The following is a 15,717-nucleotide window of genomic DNA, read 5'->3' as shown; positions in this document are numbered from 1 at the left end:
TGATCAATTAACTTTTGTGCTATCCAAAACCTGCACTGCCTGCATGGTGAAAAACTGTATCGGGACGGAATATTTTGATTTAATAAAATGACCATCGCGCGTAGCCGGGATCCATTTTTCTGACAACTTAATTACCCGTATTGCCTCTTTGTTAAATGGATCACTCATGCCTTTAACAACTTTTACATCGGTTAAACGGCCATCGCTTTCAACAAAAAAGCTTATGGTAACAATGCCTTCTCCGCCGCTTACATCGTTTGGCCATTTCAAATTTTTGTTTAAAAATTCATGAAATGCTTTTTCACCACCACGAAAATGCGGTGGCGTAAGTTTTTGAGCTTTCGCACTTATTGAGCAAATAACGATGATAAGGATGGTTGAAAATTTCTTCACCCTTAAATATAACTCAATTCTCCCTCACCAGCAAGCCATCTGCAAAATCTCGCAGATATTGTTTATGATCTTCGGGCAAATTAATAGCATCAAGAGCTGCAAAAGCTTTATCGGCATACGTTTGCATTGCTTCTTCAGCATGCTGCCTGATATCAAGTTCGTTATAAATGTTGGTTATAGCTTTAACCTTTTCTGCAGTGTCAAATTCAGCTGCACTTAGCCATTGGTTTAGCGTTTGTGCCAGGCTGCCTTTTGTCAGTTCAAGGGCCCTTATCAGCAAAAAGGTTTTTTTATTGGAGATGATATCGCCGCCAACCTGCTTGCCAAACTTTTCCGGATCGCCGTAAACATCCAGAATATCATCCTGCAACTGGAAGGCAATACCAAGGTTAACCCCGAAGGAATCAATCAAATCAGCGTCGGTTAGAGCGGCACCGCCAATGATAGAACCGATCTTTAATGTGCCCCCTAACAGCACCGCCGTTTTAAGGCGGATCATGTTGATGTATTCATCGATACTTACGTCGTTACGCTGTTCAAAGCTCATATCAATTTGCTGGCCTTCGCACACGCCGGTCGCAGTATTGTTAAAAACATCAAGTACCTTACGTAAAATGCTGTCATCAACCTTCATCATCAGGCGGTTGGCTTCCACCATCATGGCATCGCCCGAAAGAATAGCAACGTTGGCGTTCCATTTTTCATGTACGGTTGCTTTGCCGCGGCGCAAAGGGGCTTTGTCCATAATATCATCATGCATCAGCGTGAAATTATGGAATACCTCTATAGCCAATGCAGGCTCAATAGCCTTGACAACATCGCCACCAAAAAGGTCGCAAGCCAGCAGGAGCAGGGCGGGGCGCATTCGTTTGCCGCCAATAGATAAAATATAGCTTATCGGTTCATACAGATCGGCGGGGTAAGCCGGGTAGCTTAGTTTGCCTACTGCATCATTTATTAGTAACTGTAACTCTGTAAGTTGTTTCATTTTTAAAGTGAGCGGTTGATTGGGTTGATTAGCTGAGTGGTTATCGTATTTTGTAAATCGACAATACCCTCAGCCAACCTTGTCAACCAATTTAAAAGCAACTGATTTATTGAATTGATCAGGCGAGTTGTGTATGGTTTTAACCTAAAAAACTACTCACTCAATCAACCATTTCACCAATCACTAATCCTGTACCAATATAAAGTCTATCTGTTTTTTGGTCAGATCAACCTGTTTTACCTTAATCTTTACTTCATCGCCCAGTTGGTAAATTTTCTTTTTACGCTGACCGATGATGGCATAGTTTTTTTCGTCCAAAGTATAAAAATCGTCCGAGATATCACGCAGGCGGATCATTCCTTCGCATTTATTTTCGATGATCTCTACATACATGCCCCATTCGGTAACACCCGATATGATGCCCATGAAGGTATTACCAACCTGGTCGCGAAGGTATTCAGCCTGTTTGTATTTTACTGAAGAACGCTCGGCATCTGCTGCTTTTTTCTCCATTAAAGAACTGTGCGAGCATAGTTTTTCATAGAACTCGGCATTGGCAGATTGACCGCCGTTTAAGTAATGGAACAGGAGCCTGTGTACCATTACATCCGGATAACGGCGAATTGGTGAGGTAAAATGCGTATAATGATCAAAAGCCAAACCGTAATGACTGCTGCTTTTAGTAGTATAAATAGCTTTGGCCATTGAGCGGATAGCCAGATGGGTTAACACGTTCTGCTCTTTTTTGCCCTCTACATCCTCCATCAGGTAATTGAGGGATTTTGCTGTTTCCTTGTCAGATTTAGTATTGATTTTATAACCAAACCTGGCTGCAAATTGGGCAAAATTGGCCAGCGCATCGGGCTTGGGCGAATCATGCACGCGATAAACAAAAGTGTATTTGTGCTTGCCCTTGCCCATTTTGCTTACACGTTCGGCTACTTTGCGGTTAGCAAGCAGCATGAAATCTTCGATTAGCTTGTGGGCGTCTTTACGCTCTTTTACGTAAACACCGATGGGTTTGCCTGTTTCATCCAGCTTAAATTTAACCTCGGTAGTTTCAAAGCTGATAGCGCCGTTTTTAAATTTACGGTCGCGAAGCTTATAAGCAAGTGCGTTGAGCTTGAATATTTCTTCCTTAAAATCGCCTTCGCCGGTTTCTATTACTTCCTGCACCTCTTCGTAGGTAAAACGCCTGTCGGAGTAAATGATGGTTTTGCCATACCATTCGGCAATGATATTGGCGTTCTCATCCATCTCAAACACTGCCGAAAAGCAGAGTTTTTCTTCTTTAGGACGAAGAGAGCAAAGCCCGTTTGATAATCTTTCCGGGAGCATTGGGATCACCCTGTCCACAAGGTAAACTGATGTGGCCCTGTCCAAAGCTTCTTTGTCTAAAGCCGAATCGGGAATGATGTAGTGTGATACGTCGGCAATGTGAACACCTACTTCGTAATTTCCGTTTTCCAGTACACGGTAGGATAGGGCATCATCAAAGTCTTTGGCATCAAATGGGTCGATGGTAAAGGTGGTGATGTTGCGGAAATCACGGCGTTTGGCAATTTCTTCAGGCGTGATCACATCCGGAATTTCTTCAGCATCATGCTCAACCTCGGCAGGAAATGATAGCGGAAAACCATATTCGGCCAGGATGGCGTTCATTTCCGTATCGTTTTCACCCTGCGCACCTAAAATATGTTTGATGCGGCCGATAGGGTTTTTAGCCTCGGTTGGCCAGTCGGTAATTTCGGCTACAGCTTTGATGCCGTTTTTAGCCCCGTTAAGTTCGCTAATGGGGATGAAAATATCGTGCATCATCTTACGATCATCGGGAATGAAAAACGCGTATCGTTCGGAGAGTTTAACAATGCCCGTAAACTCCATTTTGGCGCGCTGCAGAATTTCGATAACCTCGCCTTCTTTGTTTTTGCCCTTACTTTTGGCGTATACATAAACTTTTACGCGGTCGCCGTTAAGAGCAGTGCGGAGCTTACGCGGAGCAATGAAAATGTCGCTTTCAAACTCATCATCGGTAACTATAAAAGCCGAACCATCGTTGGTAAGGTCAACTACGCCTTCAATAAAGGTTTTAAGTTCAAGCAGCTGGAATTTGCCCGGAGCGATTTCTTTTAATACCGATTTTTTAACCTCGTCTTTTAAGATGTCGTAGATGATCTCGCGTGATTCGGGATCGCGGACGTTTAGTTTAGCAGAAACCTGCTTATAGTTGAGTGGCGTATTGCCGTTTTGTTCAAATATATCAAGTACCATTTGGGTAAGTACCTGGTGTATAGAAGAATTGTTTTTCTTGTGTTTAGACATAGAATAGTATTTGCATCAAAGATACAGAATTTTGGATACCCCATCTTGAACGAAGAGCGACAGATAAAGCTGTTTAATCAACCCGGTATCGAAGCTATCAGCCTTTTGGTATATTCTTCCTTTGGGCGATAATAAATATCATCAGGATAGCCGGTTTCCACTATCTCGCCTTTGTTCATCACCATCATCCGGTCGGAGATATGTTTAATCACGGCCAAATCATGCGAAATAAAGATATAGGTCAATTTAAGTTCGTCCTGAAGTTCGCGGATGAGGTTTAATACCTGGGCCTGAACCGATACATCAAGCGCGGAAACTGATTCATCGCAAATGATAAATTTAGGCTGGAGCGCCAAAGCCCGGGCAATAACAATCCGCTGCCGTTGTCCACCCGAAAACTCATGCGGATAACGGTCAAAGTGCGCGGGCAGCATGTTAACCCGTTCAAGCAGTTCCAGCACTTTTCGTTTGCGGGTTGTATCATTGCTGTAAAACTGATGTACCTGCAATGGCTCCATAAGTGATTGCCCAACGGTAAGCTTAGGATTTAATGATGAGTATGGATCCTGAAAAATGATCTGGATATCTTTTCTGATCTGTCTCAACTCATCCTTTTTAAGCCCGCGAAGATCAGTGCCGTCAAAAGAAACCTTGCCCGATGTTGGTTCTATCAACCTTAAAATGCTTCGCCCCAAAGTGGTTTTTCCACAGCCTGATTCGCCGACGAGGCCTAAGGTTTCGCCTGGATATACATCAAAGCTTACATTGTTCACTGCTTTTACAACATGATCTTTCCGTTTGAAAAACCCTGTATCAGTTGGAAACCAGGTGTTTAATTTATCTGCCTTTAACAAAGGCTGCTGTTCATATAGTTTACGCTTTCTGTCGGCGATTTCAGTGTCCGGGTAATGATATAATTCCCTGATGCTTTCTATAGTTACTGCGGGCCTGGCCCCATCCAGAAAATCGGCCACAACAGGGAGTTTTTTCAAATGCTGCTGCGGGGAAGGGCGGCAGGCCAGCAATCCTTTAGTGTAAGGGTGCCGGGGATTTGCGAATAGATCTTTTACCGCGGCTTCCTCTATAATCTCGCCTTTGTACATCACCAAAACCCGGTCGGCAATTTCTTTGATCACGCCCAAATCATGCGATATAAAGATCAGGCTCATGTGCCGTTCGGCTTTCAGCTTGTGCAGCAGTTCAATGATGGTTTTTTGCACGGTAACGTCAAGTGCGGTGGTGGGCTCATCGGCAATCAAAATCTCCGGGTTGCAGGCCAAAGCCATCGCTATCATTACCCGTTGTTTTTGTCCGCCCGAAATCTGGTGAGGATAGCTGTTGAATATGGCTTCGGGCCGCGGTAATTGTACTTCTTTAAACAGCTCAATGGTTTTTTGTTTAGCCTCGGCTTTACTTGATCCTAAATGCAACCTGATAGCTTCCGTAAGTTGAAAACCACAGGTAAGTACCGGGTTAAGCGAGGTCATGGGCTCCTGGAAAATCATGGCTACCTGGTTGCCGCGCACATGCCGCATTTCATCTTCCGATAATTTACACAGGCATACGCCATTTAAAAGCACAGAGCCGTCTATTACGGCCTGATCTTCATTGAGCAAACGCATCAGGGCAAGGGAGGCAACAGATTTGCCCGAGCCGGATTCGCCAACAATGCCAATTGTTTCGCCTTTGTTAAGTGTAAAAGAAATTCCCTTTACGGCTGTGAACTGGTCTTTACCATTCTTAAAACTAACCGACAGATCACTGACTTTAAGCATTATTAGCCTACTATGGTTATAAATTCGTCTGCTATCAGATCTTCGCCGCGGTAACGTCTTAATAGTTGTGCCGTAGCTATCACATCCTTTTGGCAATAAGCGCAAATCCGCTCCAACTGGTTTTCATGCCAGTATACGCGGCCAACATCGCTGCCGTCGATGTCATCTTTAGGGGTTGGGATATTAAAAATTGTGGTAAGCAGGTTTAAGGAAGTGTAGTGTTTGTGATCACCAAACTTCCATAATTCCATGGTATCTAAATGAACAATCTCCCAGGGTTTCTTACCAGCTATTTGCAGTTGCGGCGGAAATGGCATGCCATTCACCAGTAAACGGCGACAGAGGTACGGGAAGTCAAATTCCTTGCCATTATGAGCACATAAAATAAGGTTGGGCGGCTGACTGAACAACAGGTTGCAGAACTTGCTAAGCAGCTCTTTTTCATCATGTGATGCAAAAGATTTTACCCTCAAGCCAATGTTTTTCCCGGCAGTAAAGATCCCTGCCGAAATGCAAACTATTTTACCAAACTCGGCCCAAATGCCGGCGCGCTCATAATGAATGTCGGCAGGTTCATCTTTGCGTTGATGCCGGGTTTTTAGTTCCCATAAAACCTGTAGATTTTCGGGCAGTTGTTCGTGGGTGCTGTACTGCGGCACAGTTTCGATGTCAATTACCAATAAATTATGCAGATCGTACTGTTCAAGCATCCGGTTAAAAATATAGAGCCAATATAATGATAAAGTTAGTAGATGATTGCTGCGGACATTTAGTTTACAGAAAAATTAAAATCGATAAGTTGTGTTTTTTATTTCTTCAATACTTCAAACGCTATGCTGATAGTATTGCCGTTGCCATCAACCAACGTAAGAATATGTTTGCCCGGAGGCGGGTTTAAAGCCACCTGGTGAAAATCTTTGGTCTCGCCAACATATTGATCATCCAGGTGCCAAAAGATCTTCATACCTGGCTGGCGGTGTGCTGCGTTGCAAATCATGCGACCGCGGGTGCCGTCTGCTTCAAGGGGCACATATATTTTAGCGCCATTTTTAGGATAAATGATTTCCATTGTATTTCCATTTTCTGCCTGGGCGCAATCCGGGCGGAAAGGCGGGAGCACATGATATTGATAGTTCCTGGCTTTGTAATAATATTCCATAGATGGCGGCAACACAAACCAACTTTTATTGAGGATGTTGTACGGCGGCTCACAATTGCCGTTTACCTGCCATTTTGCATCGGCAGATAAATGCACCAATTGATGGTAAGGACAAACAGGGGCTTTCAGGCCGCTTTTGGGTACATATTGCTCATCTGCATCTTGGCAATATTGTCCGGCACGGTAACCGCTTTGCCTGCACACATTTATTTTCACCATTTCTCCCACCGGCATTTCAAACCAATCACGCGATACGGGCAACAGCCTGAAAATCTCAAACAGGGCAGGTGCGGCGGTATTGATCCCTGTTAAGCCCGGTCGGCCCTCGCCATCGGTATTGCCAACCCAAACACCAACTACGTATTTTGGTGTAACGCCAATAGCCCAGCCGTCGCGAAAGCCAAAACTTGTACCGGTTTTCCAGGCCACGCGTTGGCTCGAGCTGAATTGCTGCCATAGCATTTCCTCGCCCGGCCGCATCACTTCCTCCATGGCCTGGAAGGTGTAATAAATAGATGCTGCATCCAACAGTCCGGACTTGTCAAGTTCAGTTTTGGCTGCGGGCTTCTTTTCATAAACAGGATTATGAAAATCTGCAGGGTTATACTTGCCACCGTTTTTGTTGTAATGATTGAGCACACGCGCCATATCGGCATAAGCGCCGCTTAATTCCCAAAGCGTGTTTTCACCCCCGCCCAATATTAACGACAGCCCATAATGATCGGCAGGTTTGGTTAAAGTGGTGATGCCTGCTTTATGCAAAAAATCATAAAAGCGTTCGTATTTGTATTGTTGCAGCATTTTGACAGCCGGTACATTCAGCGAACGGGATAAGGCCCGCGATGCAGGTACGGCGCCGTCATAACCCAAATCAAAGTTTTCGGGATGATAACCCGCGATCATGGTAGGTACGTCAGGCATCAGGCTATTGGGTAATATCAACCCGTCGTGCAACATTGCCGCGTAAAGTAGTGGTTTCAGTGTGCTTCCGGGGCTTCGCGGAGCATCTATTACATCGACATCGCTCTCCATTTGCGGGTCCTCCCGGTGGGATATGTTACCGGCATAGGCAAGTGTTGCACCTGTTTCAACATCAAGTACGATGGCGGCAATATTGTTGATATCGTTAGCCTTTAATAAACTATGGTGCTGCTCCAGGATATCGTTTACCTGTTGCTGAAGCGACGATTTGACGCTGCTTGTAATGCGGGTATCTCCGTCGGGCTTAGCCTGATGATCGGCTTTAAAACGTTGCAGCATGTGCGGAGCAAGCTGAGGAAGGGCCATCGGTCTGTCGGGCACAGGCTCTAACCGAGCGAGGGCTGCAGTAGTACTATCAATGATACCAGCCTTATGCAATTTATCCAACAATGAATTCCGTTTGCGGAGCAGTATGGACCTGTTCCTGCCGGGATGTACCAGGGATGGCGAGTTAGGCAAAACAGCCATAGCCGCCATTTCGCCCCAGGAAAGTTTATCCGGGCTGCGGCCAAAATATCGCCAGGAGGCAGCATCCAGGCCAATAACATTGGTGCCGAATGGGGCATTGCTGGTATATAAAGCTAAGATTTTACTTTTACTGCATGTTACTTCGAGGCGCATGGCCATGAAAATCTCTTTCAGTTTATTCCAGATGTTGCGTTTATGCCGGGTAGCCAGCCTGATCACCTGCATGGTAAGGGTACTGCCGCCGCTGCTTACCTTTTTCGAGCTCAGGTTTTGTTTGATGGCCCGGCTAAAAGCAACAATATCAAAGCCGGGGTGGTGCTCAAAGCGTTTATCCTCAAAAGTGATAATGCATTGTTTGAATTTTTCGGGTACTGTGGGATTATAAGGAAAGCGCCATTGGCCATCATTTGCTATGGAAGCACCGAGTAACTGGCCCTGATCATCGTCAATTACGTAGGAGGTGGGGCTATTAAATAAAGGATTGGGCAAACAAAACCAAAATATCAGGGTTAAAACAAACAAAAAGAAAAGCGAGACTATAACTTTAGGCTTTTTTAAATAACTTTTAGCTCGTTTTAGCACAAATTGCATTACTAAATATAAAAATATTAAGCCAGTTCAGGTTTATACAACTATAATTGTGGCAAAAATCTACCAGGCAATAATACAATAAATGACGATACAAAAATTATCAATTATTATTCCGGCTTACAACGAAGGTAATACCATACATTTAATTTTAGATAAAATTAAGGAGGTAAACCTCATCAACAATATTGAAAAAGAAGTGATCATTGTAAATGATTGCTCAAAGGATGATACTGAAGCAGCCATTTATAAATATAAACTTGCCAACCCCGAAGTTAACATTCAATACTTTAAGCACGAAGTAAACAAAGGTAAGGGAGCAGCTTTACATACAGGTATCGCAAAAGCTACAGGCGATTACCTGATCATCCAGGACGCCGACCTTGAATATGATCCGGCTGAATACAACGACCTGTTAAAGCCCGTGGTAGCGGGCTTTGCGGATGTGGTTTATGGTTCACGGTTTATGGGGAGCAACCCTCACCGCATCCTCTTTTTTTGGCATACCATTGGCAACAGGTGGCTTACCTTTGCTTCAAACATGTTTTCAAATCTTAATCTTACTGATATGGAAACATGCTATAAATTGTTCAATACCAAAGTTATTCAATCCATAAAGCTTACTGAAAAGCGCTTTGGCTTTGAGCCCGAGGTTACCCAAAAAATCTCGAGGGTACACCGCATCAGGATCTATGAGGTAGGCATTTCTTATTATGGCCGTACTTATGAGGAAGGCAAAAAGATAGGATGGAAGGATGGGGTTAGGGCTATTTACTGTATCCTTAAATATGGTTTGTTTAAATCAAAGTAAGAGTTTCCTATAGTAGTAGCTTTCATAAACCGGATTTATTCTTCACTGAAATTATCAGCAAGAACAGCTTCTGAGATGTTAAAAAATGTTGACGTTAAAGCTTTATAATCAATATTTTACTGCTTCCGTTGTACTTTTTCCCAAACTGCGCTTTGTTTAGTACTGAAATAGCGGATAATGCCGGCCAGTACTGCATAGTTCATAACACAAAAATAATAAGGAATGAAAAGAATTTTTATACGGAGCTGCCGCTTTTCCATTATCAGCCCGAGCAAAGCCAGCAAATAAAACAATACCTGCGCTAATAACAGCCCTTGCATCGCTGTTTCTCCAGGTTTAAACGCCAGCACAACGTTTAAAATAAACGATAATATAAGCAGGAACGGTGTAATGGTCCATCTTAAAACCCGGTGACTGATATACTGAAACGATAAAATTGGATAGGGGAAAGGATTGAATAATTTTTTTAGCCTTAAAATAGATTGCATCCCACCGGCAGCTATCCTCACTTTTCGTTTTAACTCTTCCGACACATTTTCCGACGCCGTTTCAGTAGCATATGCTTCAGGTTCATAAACAATGCGGTAGCCTTTAGCAGCTATCAGCATCGAGATCATAAAATCGTCAAGCACAGTATCCGCTTCAACAGGCTGATATAGCGAGCGGCGCACACTAAACAGTTCGCCTGCCGCGCCAACAACCGAATATAGCTCCGAATCCCATTTTTTCAGGGCCGATTCATATTTCCAGTAGAACCCTTCACCAGCCGCGCTGGCATCTGCGTTCTCGTCAATATGTACCCGTTTTTCGCCCGCAACGGCGCCAACTGTTGCATCGCTGTAATGCCTGCAGATCTTGATCAATGCGTCTTTATTTAAAAAAGTATTGGCATCGGTAAATACTACAGCATCGGTGTCAACATATTCCATGGCACGGTGTACCGCGGCTATTTTGCCGGCGCGCTGTGGCTGGTGCAACAATTGTATTTGCGGGTACCGGGCAATGATATCAGGTGTTTTGTCTGATGACCCGTCGGTCACAAAAAGCAGTTTTAGTTTTCCTTCGGGATAGTTAAGCAGGAGGCTGTTGCTGATCTTTTGCTCAATAAAATATTCTTCGTTGTAAGCGGCTATCACCAAAGTGCAGGTAGGAAGTTCATCCAGGTTTTCTGAAGGAAGAGTTCTCCGGCCTTTAAAAGCCCTTTTGATCCTGATGATTAGGTACAGAAAAATTCCATATCCTGCAAAAGTGTAAAAAACAATAAAAAGGCTTATGGCTAAAATTATTTTCATGCTATGGTGTTAATAGGGTATCCTAAATTGCTGCTGTTTTTTGAGTGGGTAAAATTCCACCATACTGCTTTAAAAAGCATCGGAATAAAGTCGTATTGTTTTTCTTTGACGTAATTAACCAGGTTACGGGGTACCACAATCAGCAGAAAATAAAAATAAAATAATACTTTTTTAAGCGGCGGGGCATTCCGGCGGATAAAAAGGATCCGGTTCCGGTTCATGAAGTATTCCTTGAGTTTGCTTTTTTTGCCTACTGATACAGACTCTTTGTGGTAAATGAGCGCATCGGTACAAACCCAGGCTTTAAAACCTGCTCTTATGATGTGCTCGCACCAGTCAACCTCTTCATAGTATAAGAAAAAGTTTTCGCTCATCATGCCCGCCTTTTCAATAGCTTTTTTCCTGATCATCATGGCTGCTCCGTGGCAGTAGGCTGTAGGCGCGGTGATATGATCAAACTGACCTTCGTCCTTTTGCTTTAAGCCTATCACGCTATTTCGACAGGTGTAATAGTTCATAGGCGTGTAGCCCGCATATTGGATTAATTGTTTATCACTGAAATACTTGATCTTGGGCGACAGCATTCCTACAGCGGTGTTACTATCCATTACCTCAACCAGTTTTTCAACTAAACCGGCGGTAAACTCGGTATCATTGTTCACCATAAAAATATAATCACCGGTTGCTACCGTAAGCCCGAGGTTATTTCCACCGGCAAAACCAAGGTTAACATCCGAGCGGATGAATATTATTTCGGGATATTTTATTCTCCAACCGGGAACCGGATCTACTTTACTTGCATTATCAACAACAATTATTTCTATATTACTATAAGTACTTGTATTTTTAATTGATAATAACATTTCCTCGGTAACGGATGGCTGATTAAAACTTACAGTAACAACAGAAACTTTTTTCATCTAAAAGGGGTTATTATCAATATTGCTTTTTACGGCTAATATGAGTAAAAGTTAACCAATTATATCACTATATTCCTTTGAATAATAACCAACCCAATAATGATGAGTCACTGCTTACCATAAAAGCAGATGAGCTTATACAATTGCTGAAAAAGGGGAATATTGATAAAGAACTTGTTAAAGCCATACAGCAAAAAATAAATAATGCCGTCGAAAGTAATTCTAACCCGCAAAAATTTGATGCTTTTAGTGGGTTAGACCAGGAGCAAAGCCGGCTCGATATGGTAACAAACCTGGAATTTTTACTTACCCAACATCAGGTTGATAGCCGGGAATCGAAGAAATACTTGCTGCATGAAAGAATAAAACGTATGGTTTTGGTAGCAATTGCGGTTACCATGATCATACTTGGTTTAGCCATGATCATCATGCCTGCACCGCCATATTTTGAAATGTTTACCATTTTTTATTTTTCAAAAGACGACGGTATAACTTTAATGGATGTTATATCGGTGTTAATAGTATTATCGGGTGTATATTTGTTTATAAATGCCCTACTCCGAAAAATTAACGCCTGAACTCACTAATATGCCGAAACGTCCAAAAATACTCCTGGTTGATGATAGCCCGCTGATTTTGATGGTTATAGGGCAGGCTTTGGAAAAAGAGGGTTTTATTAGCCGCAAGGCAGGTAATGTAGAGGAAGCTATGACGGCGCTTGAAAATGAGATCCCCGATTTGATTTTGTCTGATTATCAAATGCCCGGTACAGATGGTTTTGCATTCAGGCAGCATTTAATGACTATACCTGAGTATAAAAATATCCCCTTTATGTTTTTAACATCAGTTACCGATCACGCTCACATGATAGCGGGGATCAGTCTTGATGCTATTGACTACATTGATAAGGATACACCCATTGTGGTCATTATCTCAAAGATCAATAATTTTTTGAACAGCATCCGCGAACGCCACGAACACACGATCAGGGAGCTGAGCAGCGCCGCAATAGCCTTAAATTTGTATTCCGTTCCGCAGGAAATACCCCGTATTAATGGCTTTGAAATAGATTTCTGGCATAAATCGTTTGAGAATTACCCGGGCGGAGATTTTATTGATGTGTTAACTATAAATAACAGGTATACTTTTATTATCCTGGGCGATGTGATGGGCAAAAAATGGGGAGCATGGTTTTTTTCATTCGGCTATCTGAGCTATATAAGGGCCGCTGTAAGGATATGTGTTTCGGAAGGGGACGTATCAACCAAAAGTATCATGCAAAAAATAAACTCTGTAATTTATCATGACCCGATTGTGAGCGACGTGTTGTCGACACTTTCACTTGTCAGAATCGATCCGGAGAATGAAACGCTAAGTTATACCGGCGCAGGCGACTTGCCGCTGTTGTATTTTAGCTCCAGGGAAAATAAACTTAACAGGATTAGCTCATCAGGCTTGTTGCTGGGGATTAGTAAAGAGGGCGGCTTTGATGAACATTTATTTACCATGCTGCCTGGTGATCAGTTGATCATGATAACAGATGGATTGATAGATAAAGAGACACCGGCAGGAAAGAAAACCGATCTGAACAGTTTTATTGATGAGATTGAAAAATATCTTGGTAAAACCAATTCATTTGCAACCTTAAAACACGATGGCTTTTTGAACGAAAAAGCGAGAGAACAAATTGATGACTGCAGTTTAATATTTATTCAAAAAAAACAGCTAAATGATATTACAAACACATCTGCTTAATAATGCATTAATTGCGGATATCCTGCTTAAAGAGGCGAATTTGGGAAATGCTGAACAATTTAAGTCGGAACTGATGAGCCTGATCAATAAAGGAAATAAGTATGTTATTGTAAACTTTGAACAGGTAATATATGTTGACAGTTCTTTTTTAGGCGCATTGGTATCGGCTCTTAAACTGGCCATGAACAGCGGGGGAGACATTGCCGTAGTTGGCTTAAATAATGACATCAGGTCCTTGTTTCAATTGGTGCGGCTTGATAAGGTGTTCAGGATCTATACAAATACACAGGAGGCTTTAACTGGGGCATAAACGAATTTACTACCTTGAAAAAATTTGTTTTTAACAATGAAACCGAAGGTATTTATCCTTTAACCGTCCAGATCATTAACTATATCCAAAACATAGCAAAAGATATAGTTGATGACGATGCCGGCTTCAGGATAAAAACCATCCTGATTGAACTGCTTACCAATTCGCTCAAGCACATGGGAGATGATGTTACCAGGATCGGGATCGATCTAAAAAACAACAAATTATATATAAGTAAACAGGATAAGGGAAGGCCGCTGCAAATTAATACCAGGCAGGCATTGTTAACATGGCCGTTAACGCACAGCAAATTTGCCCAAAATGAAATTGCTATTTATGGCGATGACTTCGGTACATTAAAAGGGCGGGTGAAAAACAGTAACCAATTAGAGTTTTTTACCGAAGACCTTGATGTAAGGTATATTAACAAGGAAACCATTATGGGATTAAATGAACATTATGGCCTGATGATCATTGCACGTGCCAGCGATGCGTTTAACTACAAACATAAACCTGATACAGGCGTAAATACTTTTACCTCGATAATTGAACTTAAACAGCGTTAGGCATTTCTGCGTAATTTCTGTAGTGTTTCTTGATGGGGTAAGAAAAATTTTGCATGGGTGGCGAACTACAGCGACCGGGAGAACGACTTTCGGCAAAGTAATTATATTATTCGGCAATTAATTATCACTCCCGTTTTCGCTATTTTACAATTTCTCCTTCGTTTACCGGTTCTGCAGGAGCATTATCGTGCGGTGTATGAATAAACTTTTTGTTTGCTCCTTTTAACTTAAACAGCAGTAAAAACATGGTAAAAAATATAAGCGGCAGTTTAAGCATGGCTTCTAAAAGTTTCCTATTATAAAACGATGTTGGTATGGCAACTAAGATACCAAGGTAACAAGCCACTGTTGCCCCAAGCCACAAATGCCAATGCGGGCCTATGCCCGGAGTAAAAAAAGAGATCAATAGCATAAAAGGCATCAGGCCAAGCATTAATACGCGCGGCAGAATGGCCATCTGATAAATCTCATTCACGTAATCAAAATTGCCGCGGAAAAATTGGGCCGGCGCGGTAGCTCCATACTTTTTAAGCAAGTTAAACTGAGCTGAAAGCCAGCGCTTACGCTGCTTTTCAAACACTGCGGGGTTACTCACTTTTTCATCGTAGATATACGCTTTTTCTGCATAAGCAACATGGATCTTATCACGGGTCAATAATAAGCCCATTTCCTTGTCAAACCCGCCCACGGCATCAATACGCGACATTACATTTACAAACAGGTTGTACTCCAAGGCCATACCCGAACCTATAATGGCTGCCGAAAAATTAAACAACTGCTGCGATTTTCTGAAAATATGATTGTTAACTTCTTCGCTCACAGCATCAAGTATTGCTACCTGTGTGTTTGAGTTTTTTGCTACCCTATGGCCCTGCACCACACGATGACCTGCCTGCAGATAATTATTGATCTGGTGCAGGTAATCAGGCGCGGCAATGTTATCAATATCAAAAACAACGGCGGCATCAAAACCGGCTGCTGTATTTTCAATGGCTTTGTTCAGCGCCTTTGATTTGGTGCTGGTTTCAAAAACCACCTCTACTACCTGCAAAGGCATCTGCTTTAATTTAACAATAGTCTCAGGCTTCATGGAGTCGGCTATCACACAAACCGTGAACATATCTTTAGGGTAGTCGATAGTTAGTGCCGCCGCCGCCGAGTTTAAAATAATTTCATCTTCTTTATAAGCACAGATATAAACTATGAATTTACTGAGTGCGGTGGCTGTGGCAGGCGGTTTGATGGGGATTAATTTTCCGAGTACCGAAAATACAAACAGGTACAGGCTATATACTCCAAGGTATATAAACAGCAAAATGGCGATTAGGGATGCTATGAATTTAATGATTTCCATGTGTTTTATTGCTAAACCCTGTTTGTATTAATTAG

At 42.5% G+C, this 15,717-nt stretch carries 14 protein-coding genes; 5 read left to right on the top strand and 9 right to left on the bottom strand.

The genetic code is table 11. The features are described 5' to 3' along the window. Positions 1–3 precede the first annotated feature (3 nt). The 6 genes from ABIC84_RS06240 to pbpC all read right to left on the bottom strand — a co-directional run bounded on the left by ABIC84_RS06240 (position 4) and on the right by pbpC (position 8,575). Positions 4–393: an energy transducer TonB gene (locus tag ABIC84_RS06240; protein ID WP_426588787.1), complete on the bottom strand. Its 390-nt coding sequence runs from the start codon at positions 391–393 to the stop codon at positions 4–6. A 13-nt stretch (positions 394–406) separates the two neighbouring features. Further along, complete coding sequence (locus ABIC84_RS06235; protein ID WP_426588785.1) at positions 407–1,381, bottom strand: polyprenyl synthetase family protein; 975 nt, start codon at positions 1,379–1,381, stop codon at positions 407–409. 183 nt (positions 1,382–1,564) lie between these two features. Then, positions 1,565–3,703, bottom strand: coding sequence for a ribonuclease R (rnr, locus tag ABIC84_RS06230; protein WP_429263005.1), 2,139 nt, complete (start codon positions 3,701–3,703; stop codon positions 1,565–1,567). A gap of 77 nt (positions 3,704–3,780) precedes the next feature. Continuing rightward, positions 3,781–5,478, bottom strand: coding sequence for an ABC transporter ATP-binding protein (locus ABIC84_RS06225; RefSeq protein WP_429263004.1), 1,698 nt, complete (start codon positions 5,476–5,478; stop codon positions 3,781–3,783). Positions 5,479–5,480: 2 nt separating this feature from the next. Then, positions 5,481–6,188: a 3'-5' exonuclease gene (locus ABIC84_RS06220; protein ID WP_429263003.1), complete on the bottom strand. Its 708-nt coding sequence runs from the start codon at positions 6,186–6,188 to the stop codon at positions 5,481–5,483. A 98-nt stretch (positions 6,189–6,286) separates the two neighbouring features. Beyond that, the gene (pbpC, locus tag ABIC84_RS06215) at positions 6,287–8,575 is read right to left on the bottom strand and encodes a penicillin-binding protein 1C (protein ID WP_429263002.1); all 2,289 of its coding nucleotides are present in this window, start codon (positions 8,573–8,575) and stop codon (positions 6,287–6,289) included. A gap of 184 nt (positions 8,576–8,759) precedes the next feature. Here pbpC and ABIC84_RS06210 point away from each other — a divergent pair, with 184 nt between their 5' ends. Next, on the top strand, positions 8,760–9,485 hold the full coding sequence (locus tag ABIC84_RS06210; RefSeq protein WP_426588775.1) for a glycosyltransferase family 2 protein: 726 nt from the start codon (positions 8,760–8,762) through the stop codon (positions 9,483–9,485). 116 nt (positions 9,486–9,601) lie between these two features. On the opposite strand, the gene ABIC84_RS06205 is transcribed toward ABIC84_RS06210, so the two are convergent. Beyond that, positions 9,602–10,777: a glycosyltransferase family 2 protein gene (locus tag ABIC84_RS06205; protein WP_426588773.1), complete on the bottom strand. Its 1,176-nt coding sequence runs from the start codon at positions 10,775–10,777 to the stop codon at positions 9,602–9,604. After that, positions 10,774–11,697, bottom strand: coding sequence for a glycosyltransferase family 2 protein (locus tag ABIC84_RS06200; protein WP_426588771.1), 924 nt, complete (start codon positions 11,695–11,697; stop codon positions 10,774–10,776). The genes ABIC84_RS06205 and ABIC84_RS06200 overlap by 4 nt, the downstream gene beginning before the upstream one ends. Positions 11,698–11,774: 77 nt before the next feature. On the opposite strand from ABIC84_RS06200, the gene ABIC84_RS06195 reads away from it, so the two are divergent. Genes ABIC84_RS06195 through ABIC84_RS06180 form a run of 4 tightly spaced genes read left to right on the top strand, consistent with a single transcriptional unit; the run spans position 11,775 to position 14,328 of the window. Beyond that, the gene (locus ABIC84_RS06195; RefSeq protein WP_426588769.1) at positions 11,775–12,275 is read left to right on the top strand and encodes a hypothetical protein; all 501 of its coding nucleotides are present in this window, start codon (positions 11,775–11,777) and stop codon (positions 12,273–12,275) included. A 10-nt stretch (positions 12,276–12,285) separates the two neighbouring features. Next, positions 12,286–13,452: a PP2C family protein-serine/threonine phosphatase gene (locus tag ABIC84_RS06190; RefSeq protein ID WP_429263001.1), complete on the top strand. Its 1,167-nt coding sequence runs from the start codon at positions 12,286–12,288 to the stop codon at positions 13,450–13,452. Further along, complete coding sequence (locus ABIC84_RS06185) at positions 13,427–13,762, top strand: STAS domain-containing protein (protein WP_091167740.1); 336 nt, start codon at positions 13,427–13,429, stop codon at positions 13,760–13,762. Before ABIC84_RS06190 ends, ABIC84_RS06185 begins: the two co-directional genes overlap by 26 nt. Before the next feature lie 14 nt (positions 13,763–13,776). Beyond that, a complete protein-coding gene (locus ABIC84_RS06180) occupies positions 13,777–14,328 on the top strand; it encodes a hypothetical protein (protein ID WP_426588765.1) in 552 nt (183 codons plus the stop codon). A gap of 139 nt (positions 14,329–14,467) precedes the next feature. On the opposite strand, the gene ABIC84_RS06175 is transcribed toward ABIC84_RS06180, so the two are convergent. Continuing rightward, entirely contained in the window at positions 14,468–15,682 is a 1,215-nt protein-coding gene (locus tag ABIC84_RS06175; protein WP_429263000.1) for a glycosyltransferase, read from the bottom strand. Positions 15,683–15,717 lie beyond the last annotated feature (35 nt).

This window comes from Mucilaginibacter sp. 3215, from assembly GCF_050433785.1.
Classification (GTDB): domain Bacteria; phylum Bacteroidota; class Bacteroidia; order Sphingobacteriales; family Sphingobacteriaceae; genus Mucilaginibacter.
This window is presented reverse-complemented; position numbering and strand designations above follow the sequence as displayed.